Origin of the sequence: Halalkalibaculum roseum (assembly GCF_011059145.1) — a bacterium.
GTDB lineage: Bacteria > Bacteroidota > Rhodothermia > Balneolales > Balneolaceae > Halalkalibaculum > Halalkalibaculum roseum.
In genome coordinates this window covers 123865-143923 of record NZ_JAALLT010000001.1, presented here as the reverse complement: position 1 = coordinate 143923, position 20059 = coordinate 123865, and the positions used below count along the sequence as shown (strand labels likewise).

Below are 20059 nucleotides of genomic sequence, written 5' to 3'. Positions count from 1 at the left end.
TTTAAAATTGTATTGGTTTCGCTCCTGAGTATTACATCGAGTAAACGAAAAGTAGTATGCAAATACTTCCCAATTACAGGGCAACTAGGCATGGGGTAGTGCCCGCCCTTCCTCGAAAGCTGGAGGGAGCGGCACTACCCGCGTATGAACTATAACGTATCTTTCCAACGATGCCCCTTAAGGGCTTCTTAATTTTCTAATTGTGTGTATAAGTACATCAATTCCGGCCAATAAACAGCTCTCGAAGAACGCTGTTGCCTACATTGCTTTGGCTTTTACAGGAGTCATGATAGTTGCGGTATCTACTGCCTGGAAGAAATGCGTGAGCTTTTCATTTTTTGCAGTCCAGATATGCACGGCATTGGCTTTGAAAGTTTTCCCGGTTTCTTTCCAGGTTCCTGTGTAATAACCGACCATGATCACCCGGTCCCCACTTTCAATGAGCTCTTCAATTTCAATATTGAAGTCATCATAATACTCTGGAAGAAATTTGAATACTCCATTAGCTACAGCTGATGGGCCTCGAAAAACACCCTCGCCTTTGATAAAAGGGAATCCCTTACACTCATGCCACTCCATGTTGGCATCGAACATTGCGAGTACACCATCAATGTCACCCTCGGCGAATTTTTTATATCCGCTTTTTGCTAAATCTATATTTTTCATAACTAGCCTCCACTATTAGTTTCGGTGTTCTATAAGTTAATCATTTCCGATCTAAAAAGGCTCTTTTTTTACTCCTAAAAGACTATTTAATAGTTATTTATACATATTATTTTCAGTTCTTTAAATAGATAGCTCATATAAAATTCAGACCTCCGGATTTGTCCTCAGAACGCTAATAAATCACCTGCAAGAATCTCTCCCGAATCGGTCTGAATTGCCTGCCGAAATTACTATATGCTAATCTAATACTTGTCATTTTTGGGTTTATGGCTATATTGATAAAAATAAGTTCATTAATAGCCGATGCTTCACTTCTTTCGCCGCCTCCGCAAAAAACTCATGGAACAGAATAAAGTCCGTACTTACCTCCTTTACGCCGGTGGGGAAATCCTGCTGGTGGTCATTGGTATTCTCATAGCCTTGCAGATCAATAACTGGAATGAAGAAAAGAAAATCGACAGGATGGTGTCGCAGGCCTTGTCAGAAATCCGGGAAGACCTGGTCCAGGATACGCTCATATTGCAGTCCAGGATCACACTGAAACTTGAAGAGGTTGAGGCACAGACGCGGGTTATTAATGCATTGACTCATCAAACGCTCAATGAAGATGAGCATCGCAGCGATCTTGGAAAACTAATGCTGATGCGTGAAACGGTACTGCTGAGAAATGGATATGACTATCTGAATGATCTGGGGATCAGTAATTTAAATCGACCGGAACTCCGCCAAACACTATTGCAGTATTATGAACTTGATGCTGCCTGGCTTCACAAGGAAATACAAAATGATAGGTTTGAATTTGAAGATGTCTGGTTGCCCTATGCCAGAGTGCATTTTAAAGATTGGGAATTTGCTGAATATGCTGTCCCGCACAGCTACAGCAAACTACAGAATGACGCCTACCTGTTAACGACACTTAAATTTAATTTAACCAATAAGGACGGTACGCTAAGAGCACATTCCCGGGCACTTGAGAATGCGAAGTTACTGATTGGTATGCTCGAGACCCATTAAATACCTCGAAAAAATCGGGAAAACAGATGATTACATTTTTCAGAAAACTTAGGAAGAAATTCATCGGCGGAGGAAACGTTCGCAAATACCTGCTCTACGCTGTAGGTGAAATCATGCTTGTGGTGGTTGGGATACTGATTGCCTTACAGGTGAATAACTGGAATGAGGATAGAAAAGCCAAAATCCTCGAGACTGAGGTTCTCAAAGAATTATCATCGGATATGCAGCAGGATATACTCTCACTGGAGAATGATGTAGCGCTTAACAAAAGGTTTATTAATAGCATCCTTATAATCAAGAAGGCGTTAAATAGTGATCAGGCGTATCATGATTCTCTGGGTGCACATTTTGCAACCATAAACTTTAATACAACCTATACAATGAAGATCAGTGGGTATGAAAACCTTAAAAGTATTGGTTTACAGGTTATCACTGAAGATCAAATCAGAAAGGCCATTACCGATCTTTATGGTTCCGTTTATTCTTTTTTAAAAGAAACAGAAGAGGCAGCAGAACTGGCAATGAACGGGCACTTCAGCCCAAAATATATCTCCCACTTCAAGAGTATCCGGACGAGGTCCGGTATGAGTGCCCGCAGAAATTTATATACCCCTGTAGATTTCGAAGCCTTGAAAGAAGATGTAGAATTTAGCCTGCTTCTTGATTACAACAGAAGTATCAAAGAAGAGAACCTATTCAACCTGGGCAGGACTTTACCTCAAATAAAAGATACCAAAACTATGATTGATGACTATCTGAACTCAACAAATTAGGTATGCTCCGATGCTTCCGCCAAATTAGAAAAAAGCTTAGATAACTCATTAAATAAGTCTTACAACCCTTTTCACTTGGTTTATCGATAGTCTGGTTGTACCATTAACGACTATATTTAGAGACTTTATGATTTATTAAATCCTAACGAAACTATAGTTACAACACCTTTCCCTCATGGCAGAGCAATCCGGTTTTAAGAGGAATGTAGGGCTATTCATGGCTGTCATGATAGGTATTGGTGCCATGATGGGGCCGGGCATATTTGCCCTGCCTAGTATAGTTGCTGAATCGGCGGGGCCTCTCGGTATTATTGCCTATCTCGCTATGGGTCTGCTTACCCTGTTTACTGCCCTTAGCTATAGTGAGTTGGGGGCTGCCCTTCCCATTGCGGGGGGAGGTTATTCGTTTACAAACCGAACCCTTCCCCGACCGGTTGCCTTTTTGACCGGTTGGTTCTTTTGGATTGGCAATACGCTGGCCTGTTCACTTTATGCAGTGATTTTTGCTTATACAATCCAGGTTTACTTCCTACCGGATGTTAGCGTGATATTAATTGTATTGGTCACTACCGTAGTATTTACCCTAACCAATCTTCGGGGACAGGCAGAAGCATTATTGTTCATTACCTTTATGAATATTATAGAACTGCTGGTACTCGTGGGAGTCGGGGTTCTCGGGGCTTTTTATGTTGAACCGGCAAACTTGGATCCTCTGGCACCCATGGGCTTTGGTCCGCTGATACCTACCATGGGCTTGATCTATATCTCCTATGTAGGTTTCGATCTGATTACCGTAGCTGCCGAGGAGATCATCGATCCTGCCAAAAACATCCCGCGCGCGATCTTGATTACACTGGGAGTGGGTATCGCCATATATGTTCTTCTCCTCTGGGTCATGATGGGAGTTGTAAACTATACTGAATTATCCCAGACTAATACCCCTTTTATTTTTGTTGCCGATCACCTGTTTGGAGCATGGGGACGCTGGGCAGGTATCATTGCTACAATCATGGCAAGTCTGTCAGCCTTTAGCGTGACGCTGGGCGCCAGTTCGCGCGTGCTTTTTGCACTGGGACGTGACGGTCATTTCCCCCAAATTTTCTCCCGTTTGCATTCGAAATACCAGACGCCCCACATTGCGCTTTTTGTATGTGCCGGCCTCGTAACTATACTCGGCGCTTCGGGAATTGTCCGGCTTCTTGCCTCAGCCAGTAGTTTTGGCTACCTGATTGCCATTGGTATCGTTAACTTTACCGTGATTGCACTTCACCGGCACATGCCCAACCTCAGGCGGCCATTTAAAATCATATTTTACCCTTTTATACCAATCCTTGGTATTATTTCCTGTTGGTTTTTTGTCCCTACCCTGGAGCCCCAAAGCCTCATACTTGGAGGCGGACTGACAGCTGTTGGTGGAGTACTTTATTTTTTCCAACCTCAAAATCGTTCATCATTACAGGGATTCCCAAAGTTTTTGAAACGAATCAAAATTAAAATTCAATCTTATTGGAGGCCACACATGAATGTATTAATAATCGGCGGAGGCAACCTTGGAAGCAATATAGCGGACCGCTTGCTCAAGCAAGATGAATTCCGCATGGTTTTTCGTTCATCCGAATACCAGATAACATTCATCGAACAGAACGAAGAACGAGCTGAAAAACTTGGACAACGTTACAGCGTGCCCATCTTTTACGGGGATGGAACAAAACAGGAAATTCTTGAGCAGGTAGAGCCTCAAAAAATGGACGTTGCCATTGCAGCTACCAATAATGATGAACGAAATTCCATTATAGCTCTCCAAGCCAAACGTTTAGGTATCGGTCGCGTTATTGCTATCGCTCGAGATCCTTCCTACATATCATTACTGGAAGAGAGTGGTGTGGTATGTATCAGTGCTCCCTATGCTACCGCGGCCATGGTAGAGAACTTCCTGGATCGACCCAGTGTAGCAGATTTATTTGAAATCGAAAGTGGTGTTGCCAGCTTAATTGATATGAAAATTCCGGATAATGCGGTGGTCATCGGCAAGATGATTCAGAACATTGATATTCCCGATCAATGCGTTGTAGCTGCCGTAATACGAGACGAGTTGTTTGTCGTTCCAAGGGGCCAAACCGAGATAAAAGCCGGCGACCACGTCGTTTTTGTGGGCCCCGATGATGCCATTCAGGCCGCCCATAAAATCTTTTCAGCTACCAAAAAGTAACTCTAGGTAACTTTTCAAGCCTCAAGAAATAATCTTAAATAAAATGATATTAAAAATATTTTTTGAAGCTAAAAATTAGTTAAAGTAAATTGGTTATTAGGTTAACATATATTTATCAGGAGATTACCATTAATTAGATAATGACTATCATCTCTCATATATCTATTCAAACTTCAGAATATGAGAAAATGCGAAATGAGTTCAATAGAACGAATTGCTAAGTCAATTCACGGTATTTTATGGGAAGCAGATGCTGAAACATTTAGATTTCTGTATGTAAGCCCCCAGTCTAAAGAAATTCTTGGTTACGAACCTTCGCAATGGTATGCCAGTGAAACGTTTTGGGCAGATCATATCCATCCTGAGGATCGTAAAAAAGCAGTCTTTTATTGTCACCAACAAACAAAACTGGGGCAATCCCATGAGTTTGAATATCGTATGGTCGACAGCAAAGGTGGCATCATATGGCTCAAAGATGTCGTATCGGTTATATTTGAGGATGGTAAACCTTCTAAGCTAAGAGGGTTAATGGTGGATATCACCAAGCAAAAAAGCACTGAATTTGAGAAGCGACGCCTGCTGGATGAAGCATACACCTTAGCTAAAATCGGTCATTGGGAATATGACATTTCCGCACAATCTCTCTATTGGTCACGGGAAGTAAAGAGTCTGCATGAGGTTCCAAAATATTATGTGCCTGATGTAGCATCTGCTATCGAATTTTATAAAGAAGGGGAAAGCCGTCAACAAATTACAGAAGCAGTAACCGAAGCTATTAAGGAAGGCACACCTTATGATTTAGAGCTTCAAATTATTACGGCTAAAGGAAACACCCGCTGGATCCGAACTTTAGGAAAAGCCGAAATTGTAAACGGTGAAGTCGTTCGCATTTATGGAAGTACGCAGGATGTAAGCCAGTTGAAAAAAGAAAAGGAATACCTGGAAATGCTTTCAATGGTTGCCAGTGAAACCCAAAATATTGTAATAATTACTGACCCTGATCAAGGTATTAAATGGGTAAACAATGCATTTGAAAAGAAAACGGGATATCTGTTAAAAGACATCGTAGGTAAAAACCCGGGAACCCTTTTGCAGGGTCCAAAAACAGATGACGAAACAGTTAAACGAATTTCAAGAAGAATAAAATTTAGAATCCCTTTTACGGAAGAAATTCTCAATTATACCGCAGATGGCCAACCATATTGGATTAAACTCAACGTCACTCCTATCTATGATAAACAAGGAAAGCTAAAACAGTTCTTTTCTATTCAAGAAGATATTACTGAACAAAAAAAGTCAGAAATAGTTCTAAAAGAGCAGATTACATTTTCTAATTCTATTATTAACAGCCTCCCCGGGTTGTTCTATATGATGGATGAAGATCTTAAACTTTTGAAAGTCAATAACAACGCGAGAACATTTTTCAATATTCAGAAAAGTAATCTTGCACGCATTGATCCATTCTCCGTAGTTGCACCTAAAGACCGTAAGATCTTAAAGTCAAAAGTAGAGGAAGCCTTTCAAAATGGATACATGGAGCTGGAAACTACGGTAATATTAGATGACAAAAAGTACATCTTCTATGTTAATGGAAAATTAATTGAGCTGGATGAGAATAAATATCTTATTGGCAACGGTCTTAATATTACCGACCGCAAAAACATGCAAAAAAACAACGAAATACTTCTTAAAGAAGTGCATCATAGGGTAAAAAACAATTTGGCTATTGTATCGGGACTCTTAAGTTTAGAAATGGAAGAGTTGCCTGACGTCAATGCAAAGCTTCCAATGCAGAGGTGCATAAACCGCATTTCATCTATGGCAAAAGTACATGAGCTGCTCTATGTTAATCAGAACTTCACAACAGTAAACATAGGAGATTATATCCGGGAGCTTACTAAAGTTGTCGAAAATACTTTTTCTAATGAACGAAGAGTACATGTCAGTTTGGATATTGAACAAATGGATATGAATGTTAATGAAGCCATCCCGTTAGGAATGTTAATTAACGAGTTGCTGACCAATTCCTATAAGTATGCGTTCGAAGATAATGACGGACAAATTAAGATCACCATTCAAAAGATCAGCAGCCGTTATCACGTTGTTTATCAAGATAATGGCAAAGGAGTAAAAGGTGATATCAGTTTAGGCGAGGTGGAAACTTTGGGCATGCTAATAATAAAAACACTGTTAGATCAACTTGAAGCAGATTACAAATTTAACACCGAAGAAAAATTTGAGTTGAAAATGGAATTTGACCCTAGATTAAGAGGCTCTCATTCCAACCTATCGGAAGGTCCTCAAGAAGATATGGCGAGATCTCGATTGAACTGAAAAGTGACAAGCTGCAATCACCTTTTTAATATTCCATTAACTCGGTCTGAACGGTTTAATTGAATCTGATTATTCATTTGAACTTCTCATTTAAAGGAATTCCGCCCGGACCTACTAATCATTAATGCCACCAGATTGACCCCCTAGCCTGATTAGATAACTCCAAACTGTTGTTCTTAATGGGATTATTTCTAATATTGAATTATTCTGAAATTCCAACCGGTTGGTAGCCGGCTTCATAACCGGGTGGATTACATATCGGTTATGATTGGTCAAAGTATTAATCAGTATAAGATTATCAGCAAGCTGGGCAGTGGTGGGATGAGCATAGTCTACAAAGCTCTCGACACCAAGCTTGATCGGTTTGTTGCACTCAAGTTTCTCTTTCCTCATCTGAGTCAAACCGAAGATGTTAAAACCCGGTTTATGCTGGAAGCTAAAACCGCTTCCTCTTTAGACCATCCAAATATCTGCCCCATTTATGATATTGGGGAAACAGAAGATGATCGCCTATACATCATAATGCCATGTTATGAGGGCAAATCATTGAGAGAAAAAATTAATGAAGGCCCCATTCCGATTGATGATGCTGTAGAGATCGCTATTCAGGCAGCTCGAGGATTATCTAAAACACACTCTAAGGATATTGTTCACCGGGATATCAAACCGGGAAACATTATGTTTTCAGAAGATGGGGAGGTAAAGATTGTTGACTTTGGACTGGCTAAACTGGAGGGTAGAACCCTGCTAACTACTGAAGGAACAACTCTAGGAACCGTTTCCTACATGTCTCCGGAGCAGTCCACCGGGAAAGATGTCAACCAAAAAACAGACATTTGGTCGCTGGGAGTCATATTGTATGAGATGTTAACCGGTGAACGGCCATTCAAGGGAAATTATGAGCAGGCGGTAATATATTCCATTATCAACGATGAGCCTCAACCAATCAGAGATATCAATCCAAAAATTCCGAAGGAACTGGCTCGAATTGTTCATCGTGCTCTGGAGAAGGACGTAAAAGATCGCTATGCATCCATCAACAATATGTTGGAAGATCTGGAAAATCTGTATGGGAATACTCCTGTTAGAAATGATATCATATCTCTACTGAAAAAGCCCGTTGGTTTTGTATCCGTCGGTGTAATTTTGGTGATGCTCTGCATTGGAGGAATTTGGTTGTACCAGCGGCAGGCTAACATTCAGTGGGCTAGACAAGATGCCCTGCCAAAAATTGAACTACTTGCCGAAAGAACATGGAGCGATTACTCTGAGATTTATACTCTGGCATCACAAGCAGAAGAGTATATTCCCAATGATCCTAAACTCACCGCCCTCCTTGATAAAAGTTCATTATACATAAATGTACATACGGATCCCGAGGGTGCGGCTGTATATGTGAAAGATTATAATCATCCGGACAATGAATGGAGGTATCTTGGGACTTCTCCTATTGACAGTATCAGGGTACCTATAGGTATCTTCCGGTGGAAGGTAGAGAAAGAAGGTTATGATACCGTTCTGGCTGCAGCAGCTACATGGGATGCCAACCTGACGGGCGATTTATTTGTCCCCAATGACTTTTTCAGAGAACTGGATAAAGAAGGCAGCATCCCGGCAGGAATGGTACGTGTAAAAGGTACTGATACACCCATAGGGAAGCTTGACGACTTTTTTATTGGGCGTTTTGAAGTAACTAACAAAGAATTTAAAGAATTTATTGATGATGGCGGTTATCGTAACAAAGCGTATTGGCAACATCAATTTATTTACGAAGATCAAATATTGAGTTGGGAAAATGCCATCTCAAAGTTTGTTGATCAGACCGAAAGGCCCGGCCCATCTACCTGGCAGGAAGGAAGCTACCCGGAAGGACAAGGCGATTATCCTGTATCGGGAATCAGTTGGTATGAGGCAGCAGCTTATGCTGTTTATAAAGGTATGAGCCTGCCTACCGGCACACACTGGGGCTTAGCAAGGGGCGAAAGCACTCCTCTTATCCGATTTCCTCAAATGGGTGGGTTCGCGGTATTCGCTCCATTTAATAATTTTGGTGAACATGGGCCTGTCGCAGTTGGATCAATGCCGGGTTACACCTCTTATGGTGCATATGATATGGCCGGTAATGTACGGGAATGGTGCTGGAATGAAACACAATACGGAAAATTGATACGCGGCGGTGCATGGAGTGATAATACCTATACATTTTCCACGCCAAGTCAAGCCCCGCCATTTGATAGATCATCAATTAATGGTATTCGGCTTGCCTATTATCCGGATGAAGCATCCATTCCTAAAGCAGCCTTTGACCCATTCCAGGCTCCCCCTGAATTTAATTTTTATGAACAGGAACCTGTTTCAAACGAGATTTTCAATATTTATAAAGATCAATTTGCCTATGATCCAAGTCCGTTAGACAGTGAAATAGTATCTCGTGATACTACATCTGAATACTGGATCCATGAACGCTTGGAATTTAATGCTGCATATGCAGGAGAACGTATAATCGGACATCTGTTTTTACCCAAGAATGCACCCCAACCGTATCAAACTGTTATCTATTTTCCAGGTGTCGGGTCTCTTTATCACCCTAACAGTGAAAACATGGTTGAATACTATGAATTTCCGACATTTTTGTCCTACCTGTTAAAAAACGGAAGAGCCGTATTCTATCCCGTTTATCAGGGTACTTTTGAACGACGAAGAGACCACTTGGCAATCAGTAATTTGTTGGAGAATGCTCATATGTACACCGAATTCCTTACTCAGGTTGTAAAGGATTTCAAAAGAAGTGTTGACTACCTTAATACTCGGGAGGAAATTGATAATGAGAAAATTGCCTATTACGGAATGAGTTGGGGAGGTAACCTTGGTGCCATTATTCCGGCCGTGGAAGATCGCTTAAAAGCGAGCATATTGATTTCCGGGGCACTGTCTCAACTCGGGCGACCAGAAGTGAATCAGATCAATTATATAGGGCGTGTAGAAACCCCTACGCTAATGTTAAACGGTATTTATGACTCTTTAAATCCGTATAATACCTCCATAAAACCTATGTTTGATCTGCTTGGTACGCCGGTAGAGCATAAAAAGTTGATTACTTACGAAACAGATCATATACCGCCAAAGATTGAGTACGTAAAAGAATCCTTGTCTTGGCTTGACCAATATCTTGGTCCGGTTCAATAGGGAAGTCAAAGGTTTATTTCTTTAGAATTATTATACCTCCAGTCCCAATTTCAAGACTTAAATCGAAAGTGCTTGTCGGTATCTATGTTCGTACTTGGCACACCTTCATCAATTTTTATATCAACTGACATATTTACTCATTTTTTTATTTGTGGTTACTCTTTTGAATCGGAGTACCTGTTAATGATTTCAACAAAACGGACGTCTTCTCGCAATTCAGATAAATTGACATCGGTATTTTTGTTAAACTCATCTAAAAGGTACCCGTTTTCAAATGCTTTTTCTATCCATTTCAGGGCCATATCACGATTCCCCAGATACTCATATGTTGTACCGATATTCATTTGAACATTGATGTCACTGGGTTCCAACTTAACAGCTCTGGCCAACAGTTTTTGGGCAGTTTCCTTATTGCCCAATGCAGAATTAAAGCCGGCAAGGCTAACAAGCACTTGAGGATCCCGAGGGTTAACTTCAAGCTTCCTTTCCGCCAGATCTTTAGCTTTACGCATTGTCTCAAGGTATTCGTCCTCTAGCGGAGGTGTTGATCGTTTATAGGCACTGGCAAGATAACTCCAAACCCTGTAATCGTTATCGTTCAGCTCCAAAGCTTTGGAATACATCCCTGCGGCTTCATTAAATTCCTCATTAGAATAATACAAGGTTGCAAGGTTGGAATAGGCACCGTAATTCGGTTCAATTTCAACAGATTTATGAAAGGCTTTTATAGCTTCCTCCTCCCTGCCCAGGTAATAATAAATACCTCCCAGGTTTCGAAATGCACTGGCATTTTTGGGTGTCAGCTCGGTTACTATACGAAACTGATCTGCAGCCTTCTCAAATTTCCCGTTTTGATAATAGAAAACACCCAGCTCGGAGTATCCGGCCCAATAATCAGGCTTCATTTCGATTGCTTTGTGATAGGTAGCCTCTGCTTCCGTAACTCTTTGTTGTGCCAAAAAGGCTCTCGCACGCCCGCGGTAGGCCTCAAAATTGACTGGGTCAATCTCGAGGGCACGCTGTAGCATTTTTTGGGCTTCTTCGTATTCCCCTTTCTCAATTAATAACAGTCCATATGTTGTGAAAACAGGAGAGAGCTCATCTGTAATCTCAATGGCCTTATCAATATTTTCAATTGCCGGCTCCAGCCATTCCGTATTTTCAGTACGCCGATAAAGAGTAAGATAAGCATCGCTTAACCCCGCATAAGCCCGAGCGAACTCTGGGTCTTCCTGCAGAGATCGCTTAAATTGTTCTATTGCAGCATTAATCTCATCTATTTGGTCAAAGCGATGGAGGTGGCCGATACCTCTGAGGTAAAATTCATAGGCGCCGGGTTCAGAAGTGCCCCCGGCAGTCAATATGCGTCGGGCTTCCGGCTGTAATTCTATTTCAAGCATACTGGCCAGGTTAAAAACCGCCTCGTCTTGTAATACAGACTTCTCAATAAAAGTATCATCAATAATCTTTGAATCGAGCTGCCGCAGAGTTTGTGCATCAATTAAATTGATCGTCACTCGCACTCCTCTTTCAAGTTGTTGTATACTTCCGGTTACAACAAGGTTTACTCCAAAGGCTTCATGGGCTTCGCCGGCACTTCTGATATTCCTGGAACTGGTTTCACTGGTTGGAACCACTAAATATTGGTCCTGAAACTGTTCAAGCTGAGATAATTTACTGGTCAGTATTTCAACCAAACCATCAGCAAAGGATTCATTTTCGGGTTGGTCACCGATAATACGAAATGGGAGTACCGCAATTTGTTTATTAACCGGAATAGTGGAGGCGGAAATGAAATTATTGTCGGGTATCGGTACGACCGATGGATTCCAGATAATTATGGCGGTTACTAATAAAATGATCGCAATTCCCAATCCGGTTAATAATCGCCTGCGACTCTTTGAAAAGAAAGATTCCGGCTTAGATAATTCCATTCCCAACTTTTCGAAAGCCAATTTCTTATTTTCGACATTTCCGCTTTTAAGCGATTCAAGAAATTGAACCATTTCATCCATATCCTGAAATCGATCATTGGGATCTTTTTCCAATGCCTTTTCTATGATCCAAGCCAGTTCAACCGGTAGGTCGGGATTAATTTCATTTACCGGGGCCGGATCGTCATTCATTACCGCGTACATAATACCGTGATAATAGTCACTCTTAAATGGATGGATCCCGGTAAACAATTCATATAAAACCGTACCGCAAGAAAAAATATCACTTCTTTGATCAACAGTGCCACCGCTGATCTGTTCAGGCGCCATATAAGCAGCTGTTCCAACAGTAGCACCGGTTTTAGTAAGCTGACTTGTATCTGCGAGCTTAGCCAAGCCAAAGTCAACAATCTTAACATCCCCTCGCTCGGTAATCATAATATTACCCGGCTTAATATCTCTATGGGTTATACTTGACTGATGGGCACAAGCTAGGCCCTTTGACAGTTGAATTGCGATATCCAATGCTTTTTCATATTCAGGGATACCTTTCTTAAGACTTTCTTCCAAAGACTCACCTTCATAATATGCCATCGTTATGAACAGGCTGCCATCACTGCTTTCGCCGATTTCATGGATTGTGCAAATATTAGGATGGTCCAGTGCTGAAGCCGCTTTAGCCTCTTGAAAAAATCGTTTCTTGGCATTTTCATCATTTGTCAGATGAGGGGGAAGAAATTTTAAGGCCACAGTACGGTCTAACATAGTGTCAGTAGCTTCATAAACCACACCCATGCCTCCACTGCCGAGCTTCTCTGTAATCAGATATTTAGATATTCGCTTCCCCTTCATGGTACCGATAATGCTAAAAGATTGGAGTAGATAGATAGTCGTATAACCATCAATTTATGATATTTGGCTTTATTTACAATATTAAATTGGATTTAAACTGAATAAAACCAATCTGTTTTAAACCAAAAATATTCGCTTGAAAACAATTGAAGTATTTATCAAAAGCCGCCAAGGTAGATGATCACAATATTATTATATAGACACTATATTAACATCTGCATATAGAAATAAAGCCATTCCTATTTAGGCCACTCCTAAAATTGAAGACTATTTTACACATCATTTCTGTGGCCTGGAAGGGATCTCTGAGAATATTTGAGAAGTAGTATTTCCCGAATCAAAGTTTTGCCTCAGGCAAATTATAACAGATTCAATTTTTTGATCAAATCGATAAATCTGGGATCATCCCGCATGTAATCAAAGATGGGATCCACACTTATGTAGGGCATGTTTAGATCATTGTCATCAAAAGCTTTTTCCAGATAATCCAACGACTCAGATTTCATTCCTGCTCTTGCATATAATGTGGCTATTTGCCAGGGGGTTACATATTCTTTTTTGGAGCGCCGAATATACAGCTCAGCTACATTCTTTAAAGCTGCTTCATATCCATCCCGTTGATAAGAATTGGTTAATACTTCTTTGGCTTCGGGATCATTATTTTCTTCAAATGTTTTACGCCATATGTCTATGGCCTCCTCATGCATTCCTTTCTGGTGGTAAGCGGATCTCAGTGTTGCTAATGAAACACGATTCCCCGGAGAGGTTTCTAAATTCTTTTCCATTCTCGCGATAACCTCATCATATCGTTTTAAATACATCAAGTCCATGCTGTACATAGCTTGGAAAAGAGGGTTGTAGGGATCCATTTTCAGGGCTTCTTCAATGTGGTAAAGAGCTTCATCTTCGCGCTTTAAAATGAAGAGCAGATGCGAATAAACGGCTCTGGCTTCCGAATAATTCGGATTTAATTCTATAGCTCTTGCATATTCTTCATCAGCCTTCTGCCAGTTCCAATAGACCCAGGCATTAAACACAGCCAACATATTGTGAATCTCTGGAATCGTACTGTCAATTTTTAATGCTTTTTGAAGGGCAATTTCGGCCGGTTCAATGATATCATTGAGTGAGACATAACCGGATTGGGCTCTCGATAAATAAGTAAATGCCACCCCGCTGTAGGCAGGAGCAAAATCAGGATCCATTTCAATCGCCATTTCGTAATAATCCTTAGCCTTATCAAGAGCTTCTTCTGAAAGTTGCCATCGGTGATAATTACCCTTCAAATAGGCTTCATATGCTTTGGGGTTTATATCTTTTCTATCTGTTAGGAGATTTCGTTCAAAGGGAGTGAGTTGTACTTCTATTTGTGCGGCAATGGCTTTGGCTACTTCTCCCTGCAATTGCAAAATATTTTTGAGATCATGGTTATAGACTTCACCCCATAAATAACCGTCTTTTTGGGCATCAATCAGACGTATACTAATTCTTACCTGGTTACCTGATTCCAGGACGGTTCCTTCTATTACATAGTCAACACCCAATTCGGCAGCAATTTCAGATGCCGTTCTATCCGTGCCTTTATATCTCGTAACAGACGATCTGGAAATGATTCTGATTCCACTGATTCGGGCTAAATCAGTAATCAGTGCATCTGTCATCCCATCAGAAAACCATTCCTGGCTTGCATTGACTGAAAGGTCATCGAGAGGTAACAGGGCAATAGAAACCGGTTGTTCATGTACCTTGGGACTGTGTAAAAAGAATGCTGCAATTAGGGCTAATAAAAGCATCATTACAGAAGTTATATAGACAGCCTTTTTTTGCTTTCGACCCAATTTGAAACCGGACCGTGGATGACTTACACCACTATCCATTTCTTCCAATGCTTCTTGCAGTGCAGCCTCCATTTCTTCCATATTCTCAAAACGCTTCTCAGGATTTTTCTGAAGGGCTTTGTTGATAATCGATTCGATTTGAAGGGGTACTTCCGGGCGAACCTTGGATATATACTCAGGTTCTTCATTGGTAATGGAATACATAATAGCCTGTGCAAACTGTCCGGCAAAGGGGCGCTCGCCTGAAAGCATTTCATACAACAATACCCCTAGCGCCCAGATGTCTGTTCGATGATCAACACCGGCACCTTCCAACTGCTCAGGAGACATATAAGAGACAGTACCCATTGTTGTACCGCTTACAGTCAGCATAGACTGATCTGCAAGTTTTGCCAGTCCGAAATCGATTATCTTGACTTCATCATCTTCCGAGAAGATGATATTGGCAGGTTTAACATCCCTGTGGATAATGTTTTTGCTATGCGCTTTATGAAGACCGTTAGCGATTTTCAGAGCTATGAGTAGTGCATCTCGAATGGTAAGGGATTTCTCAAGAATTTTCCCTTGAAGAGTATTGCCCTGATAAAACTCCATCACAATAAAATATTGATCATCCGCTTTATCAATTTCGTATACCGTCGCGATATTTGGATGATTCAAAGCTGCTACCGCCCTTGCTTCCTGCAGAAAGCGTTTTCTGTTTTGCTCATCGTGTGTTTGGAAGAAGGGAAGAAATTTAAGGGCAACGGTTCGATCCAGTCGGCTATCATGGGCTTTGTAAACCACCCCCATACCGCCTTCGCCAAGCTTCTCAATGATCGTATAATGGGAGATAGTATGACCTATCATCTTCTCCTCTCTACTCTATTTATAAAAGCAGCGAATTAACCCTCACCAACATTCTCAAAGGTTTAACTCTCCAAGTCTACCTGATAGTTATGTATTTTCTATTTTAAAAGCGAGTACAGTTTGTAAAAAATAGATATTGAGGTCTAATTATATTATTAAATGAGTGTGGGGCACTTGAACATTCAACTTATGCTGAGTCAGCTCTCAGATTTAGTACTAACCATTTTCTGACTATGACAAGTTTAATTGATCACATCTGCCAGAGATATTTACTCTAACAGTGGTTTGAAGGAAGGGATACAATTACATTTACTTATTTACACCCGTTATCTACGAAACTCTTATTCTGCCTTACCGATAGATCAATGAAGAAGCCATCTTTCAAATTCAAATCACTCACGGAAGCAGATCTCCCGATGCTTGCTGACTGGCTATCAAGAGCTCATCTTCAAAAATGGTGGAGAGAAGAGGAGATAACTATCGAGCGAATTAGAGATAAATATTTACCTCGTATTTTCGGTGAGGATGACGCCAGACCATATTTAGTGTATTTGGATAATAGTCCGGTAGGATATATCCAGTTTTACCATGCCTGGATTAATCAAGCCTGGTGGCCCGATAAACCAGAAAAGGGAGTTTTGGGAATTGATCAATTCATTGCTGAGGAAAATAATTTAGGCAAAGGAATCGGGAGCAGGTTTATAGCGGAGTTTGTGAAACAGCTATTTGAGAATCCGGAAATCACTGAAGTTCGCGTGGACCCAAAACCTGATAATGAACGAGCTATTCGTTGCTACAAAAAAGTGGGATTTAAGAAAGCAGGCCAAATTAATACCCCGGATGGCCCTGCTATGATGATGGTCCTCAAAAGAAAAACATTCTTAGGTAAATACCAGTGATAACCGGATTGGCTGCAACAATGGTAATTTAATATGAAAAACCTGTTTTCTAATCAGACTCCAAGAAAAGCTGCTCTCGTAGTAGGAATTGCTTTTATAACCTCCGTTTTCGTTGTGACGCTAATTGATGATTTTCTATTAGCAAATTTTGTAATACCCGGAGATACAGCAGCTTTAGCCAAGGATATTAAAGCAATTGGTAAGTTATTTGGTTATGCAGTTGCCGGTTATCTATTCGTACTCACGCTTGATTTTATTATTGGTCTCGCATTATATGTTGTACTTAAGCCGTCCGATAAGAAACTTGCAATGATTGTCGGTGTTCTCAGACTGCTATATGCTTCTATTCTGATAATTGGATTATTAGCTCTTGTATTTCAATTTATTGATGTATACAGCTATGCCTCCATAAAACTTGTTGGATACATATTTTTTGCCCTGCACATCTTTGTTCTTGGTTATTCGGTTTTCAACTCAGGCTATATACCTAAAAGCCTTGGCCTATTACTGATTCTTGCATCATTTACCTACATCGTATTTTCTGTTGATTTGCATCTACCCAGCTCACTAATGACATTTATCATGTTAATAATGGGGATAGCGGAACTCTCACTTAGCATCTGGTTAATTGTAAGAAGGGAAACACTACCAACAATTAATTGATTGAAAGAAAACACGTGCAACAATTCGATTTTGCAGGCATCTAAGGTACAGGAAAACATTAGAGATGAAATTACCTAGCCTGTAGAGAAAAGGATATTATGATTTTGAATGTTCCGACACCCTTTCGACCAACCATAGAGCTCCTTGTATGACCCGTTTATAAAGCTGACTTCATGCTCATTAAATGTTGAAAGGATAGATTGAAACCCGGCACTTCTTTTGACTTCCTAGGCGATTAATAGTGAAATTATGTTATATATAGTTAAACAACTTTTCGTATAAGCCTTAATAATTTACCTTTACTCCTAAAATAACTATTATTTATTAGGAGAGTACTTTGTTGTTTTAATTTGGGTTGCAAAATCTAGACCCATGACCGGGAAAACTATCCTTCATTACCGTGTTATCAAAAGACTCGGGGGAGGCGGGATGGGTAAAGTCTATCTGGCAAAAGATACCAAACTTAACCGTAACGTCGCCCTAAAATTCCTTCCTGATTTTATCACATGGGATCCACCTGCCCGTGAACGCTTTCACAACGAAGCGCGTGCTTCCGCCGCGCTTAATCACCCTAACATAACCCAGATTCATGCACTGGAGCATTGTGAAAAGGGATTTTTCATCGTGATGGAATATGTGGAAGGAGTTGAACTCAAAAAGCTTATCCAAACCGGCAACCTGTCTCTAAAGCAGAAAAAGAAAATAGCACTACAGGTAGCGAATGCGCTTGAAACCGCGCATCAAAAAGGGGTTATCCATCGGGATGTGAAATCCAGTAACATCATGATAAATAAAGATGGACTCGTCAAAGTCATGGATTTTGGGATAGCCCATATTTCCGGAGAAACTCATAGTACCAATGCCAATAAAAGCCTGGGGACGCCTAACTATATGGCTCCGGAACAGATACTGGGCAATGAGATTGACAAACGCACTGACATCTGGTCATATGGTGTGCTACTTTTTGAGTTATTCTCAGGGGAATTGCCATTCAAAGGTGAATATAAGCCCAGTCTATTCTATTCCATTCTGAATAAGGAACCCCCACCTTTGGAAGAAGTTTCTGTAGGTGTTCCATCACATTTTTCAAAAATTATTAGTACGTGCCTCCGTAAAGATCCGCGAAAACGATACAGCAGTTTTGATGTAATAATCAAACTATTAAAAAATACCGGAGCTCAAGCTTCTATTTGGAGCAAAAGTAGAACTAAACCTCTTTTGATAACAACAGTTCTCATTTCGTTGCTTGTAATTTCAGTTGTTCTTTACACTTTCATTGGTTTTTCAACAGGGATCAATTCTGTAGCTGTACTTCCATTCAAAAACTTATCTGAAGATCCCAAACAAGATTACTTTATAGAAGGTATGCACGGTGCATTGATTAGCGAACTTAGCCAATATCCTCACTTAAAAGTTATCAACCAGGCTTCGTCAATGTACTTTGAAAATAGCAATAAACCCCTACCTCAAATTGGACAAGAACTTGAGGTAGATGCATTAGTTATAGGGTCGATATATCAAGCTGAAGATCGAATTCGTTTTTCAGCTGAACTGGTGGACCTTGAAACAGAAGAGAATATTTGGACAAATACGTACGAAAGAGAACATGAAGATGTTTTTTCACTTCAGGGCAATGTAGCAAAAGAAATTGCCCGGGAAATTGGTGAAACATTAAATACTGTTGATCAAAGTAGTGAGTTAACAGTTCTCCAAAAGAACCAACCCTACAGACCCAGTCCGGAGGTTTATGATATCTACCTTAAAGGTCGCTATTATTCCACACGCACCGGCAAAGACATGGATAAAGCAATACAGTATTTTCAAGAAGCTATTGATAGAGATCCAAACTTTACCAAAGCTTATGCAGCATTTGCAGAAGTAGCTCAACTGATACAAGATCCTGTAATTATTAACAGAGGCATTGAAGCAGCTTATAAAGCAGTTGAGTTGAATCCGAACCTTTCTGAGTCTCAGGCAGCTCTAGGTATTGCAAAAATGATAGAATGGGAATGGAAAAGTTCAGAGGAAGCTTTTCAAAAAGCAATTGAGCTAAATCCGAATAACTCTATGGCATATCAGTGGTATGCCCAGCTACTGCGTCAAACTATGAGATTTGAAGAAGCCTATGATATGGCCCGAAAGGCAGAAGAGTTAAACCCGTTATCTCTGATGGCTAAAAGCATGGTTGGATGGGTATTATTTAATATGCACCGCTACGAGGAGGCTCATAATGTTTGGGATGAAGTTCTTGAACTGGATTCTGAATATGGTCTTGCATATTACAACAAGGGATTGGCTTATTGGATGCAAGGAAAAGGGGACAAGGTCCTCGAAATGGCAAAAAAAGCCATATCTGTGAATACCCCGGTTTATGATCTCCATTCTAAATGGCTTTCTGCAGTGGGATATTGTTTAAATGAGCAAACAAAAACCTGTGCTACTATTTCCCAAGAAGTGGAAAAGGAACATGGGCATAAGAGTCCTACTTTTGTTGCAATCTTATACCATGTACAAGGTAAAAATGAGGAAGCTATTGAGTGGCTGGAAAAAGCTTATGAGCAACGTAAGCCTTGGCTGCCAAATATGCTAACAGAACCTCTTTTTGACGGTTTGCGTGATTATCCAAGATTTATCGATCTGTTTAACCGCATGGATTATCCGGAATAATTCATTGCGATCTATAATTAGTATGGGAAAACATGCCCCACCTGCTTCAAAACAATTTCTGGAGGTAAAATGCATGAAATTCCCAACCAGATTCCCTTATAAAACAGCTAAAGGCCAAGTAATTAAGTAAACTTTTAGAACACGGATAAAACTGAATGGACTGATTATCGAGGTC

General features: G+C 40.6%; 11 protein-coding genes. 8 read left to right on the top strand and 3 right to left on the bottom strand.

Annotated elements, in window-relative coordinates:
* Positions 1 to 258: 258 nt before the first annotated feature.
* The gene (locus tag G3570_RS00550) at positions 259 to 666 is read right to left on the bottom strand and encodes a nuclear transport factor 2 family protein (RefSeq protein WP_165138113.1); all 408 of its coding nucleotides are present in this window, start codon (positions 664 to 666) and stop codon (positions 259 to 261) included.
* Between the two features lie 339 nt (positions 667 to 1005).
* Between G3570_RS00550 and G3570_RS00545 the strand changes: the two genes are divergently transcribed.
* The 5 genes from G3570_RS00545 (at position 1006) to G3570_RS00525 (ending at position 10182) form a co-directional block, all read left to right on the top strand.
* Positions 1006 to 1680, top strand: coding sequence for a DUF6090 family protein (locus tag G3570_RS00545; protein ID WP_165138112.1), 675 nt, complete (start codon positions 1006 to 1008; stop codon positions 1678 to 1680).
* Positions 1681 to 1706: 26 nt separating this feature from the next.
* Entirely contained in the window at positions 1707 to 2453 is a 747-nt protein-coding gene (locus G3570_RS00540; RefSeq protein WP_165138111.1) for a DUF6090 family protein, read from the top strand.
* A gap of 175 nt (positions 2454 to 2628) precedes the next feature.
* Positions 2629 to 4662: an amino acid permease gene (locus G3570_RS00535; RefSeq protein ID WP_165138110.1), complete on the top strand. Its 2034-nt coding sequence runs from the start codon at positions 2629 to 2631 to the stop codon at positions 4660 to 4662.
* Between the two features lie 195 nt (positions 4663 to 4857).
* Positions 4858 to 6996 carry a PAS domain S-box protein gene (locus tag G3570_RS00530; protein WP_165138109.1) on the top strand — a complete coding sequence of 713 codons (2139 nt, stop codon included), beginning with the start codon at positions 4858 to 4860 and terminating at the stop codon, positions 6994 to 6996.
* A 264-nt stretch (positions 6997 to 7260) separates the two neighbouring features.
* Positions 7261 to 10182 carry a bifunctional serine/threonine-protein kinase/formylglycine-generating enzyme family protein gene (locus tag G3570_RS00525; protein ID WP_165138108.1) on the top strand — a complete coding sequence of 974 codons (2922 nt, stop codon included), beginning with the start codon at positions 7261 to 7263 and terminating at the stop codon, positions 10180 to 10182.
* Between the two features lie 155 nt (positions 10183 to 10337).
* On the opposite strand, the gene G3570_RS00520 is transcribed toward G3570_RS00525, so the two are convergent.
* Positions 10338 to 12968, bottom strand: a complete 2631-nt coding sequence (locus tag G3570_RS00520) for a serine/threonine-protein kinase (protein ID WP_165138106.1) — start codon at positions 12966 to 12968, stop codon at positions 10338 to 10340.
* A gap of 359 nt (positions 12969 to 13327) precedes the next feature.
* Positions 13328 to 15655: a protein kinase domain-containing protein gene (locus G3570_RS00515; RefSeq protein WP_165138104.1), complete on the bottom strand. Its 2328-nt coding sequence runs from the start codon at positions 15653 to 15655 to the stop codon at positions 13328 to 13330.
* A gap of 365 nt (positions 15656 to 16020) precedes the next feature.
* On the opposite strand from G3570_RS00515, the gene G3570_RS00510 reads away from it, so the two are divergent.
* The 3 genes from G3570_RS00510 to G3570_RS00500 all read left to right on the top strand — a co-directional run bounded on the left by G3570_RS00510 (position 16021) and on the right by G3570_RS00500 (position 19884).
* On the top strand, positions 16021 to 16554 hold the full coding sequence (locus G3570_RS00510) for a GNAT family N-acetyltransferase (RefSeq protein ID WP_165138102.1): 534 nt from the start codon (positions 16021 to 16023) through the stop codon (positions 16552 to 16554).
* A 33-nt stretch (positions 16555 to 16587) separates the two neighbouring features.
* Complete coding sequence (locus tag G3570_RS00505; protein ID WP_165138100.1) at positions 16588 to 17217, top strand: DUF4386 domain-containing protein; 630 nt, start codon at positions 16588 to 16590, stop codon at positions 17215 to 17217.
* Positions 17218 to 17589: 372 nt separating this feature from the next.
* Positions 17590 to 19884, top strand: a complete 2295-nt coding sequence (locus G3570_RS00500; RefSeq protein ID WP_282958210.1) for a protein kinase domain-containing protein — start codon at positions 17590 to 17592, stop codon at positions 19882 to 19884.
* The last annotated feature ends 175 nt before the right edge of the window (positions 19885 to 20059 follow it).

Bases quoted from the DNA above. Each gene is read 5' to 3' on its own strand.
- G3570_RS00550 (WP_165138113.1), bottom strand. From the start codon at position 666: ATGAAAAATATAGATTTAGCAAAAAGCGGATATAAAAAATTCGCCGAG.
- G3570_RS00545 (WP_165138112.1), top strand. From the start codon at position 1,006: ATGGAACAGAATAAAGTCCGTACTTACCTCCTTTACGCCGGTGGGGAA.
- G3570_RS00540 (WP_165138111.1), top strand. From the start codon at position 1,707: ATGATTACATTTTTCAGAAAACTTAGGAAGAAATTCATCGGCGGAGGA.
- G3570_RS00535 (WP_165138110.1), top strand. From the start codon at position 2,629: ATGGCAGAGCAATCCGGTTTTAAGAGGAATGTAGGGCTATTCATGGCT.
- G3570_RS00530 (WP_165138109.1), top strand. From the start codon at position 4,858: ATGAGTTCAATAGAACGAATTGCTAAGTCAATTCACGGTATTTTATGG.
- G3570_RS00525 (WP_165138108.1), top strand. From the start codon at position 7,261: ATGATTGGTCAAAGTATTAATCAGTATAAGATTATCAGCAAGCTGGGC.
- G3570_RS00520 (WP_165138106.1), bottom strand. From the start codon at position 12,968: ATGAAGGGGAAGCGAATATCTAAATATCTGATTACAGAGAAGCTCGGC.
- G3570_RS00515 (WP_165138104.1), bottom strand. From the start codon at position 15,655: ATGATAGGTCATACTATCTCCCATTATACGATCATTGAGAAGCTTGGC.
- G3570_RS00510 (WP_165138102.1), top strand. From the start codon at position 16,021: ATGAAGAAGCCATCTTTCAAATTCAAATCACTCACGGAAGCAGATCTC.
- G3570_RS00505 (WP_165138100.1), top strand. From the start codon at position 16,588: ATGAAAAACCTGTTTTCTAATCAGACTCCAAGAAAAGCTGCTCTCGTA.
- G3570_RS00500 (WP_282958210.1), top strand. From the start codon at position 17,590: ATGACCGGGAAAACTATCCTTCATTACCGTGTTATCAAAAGACTCGGG.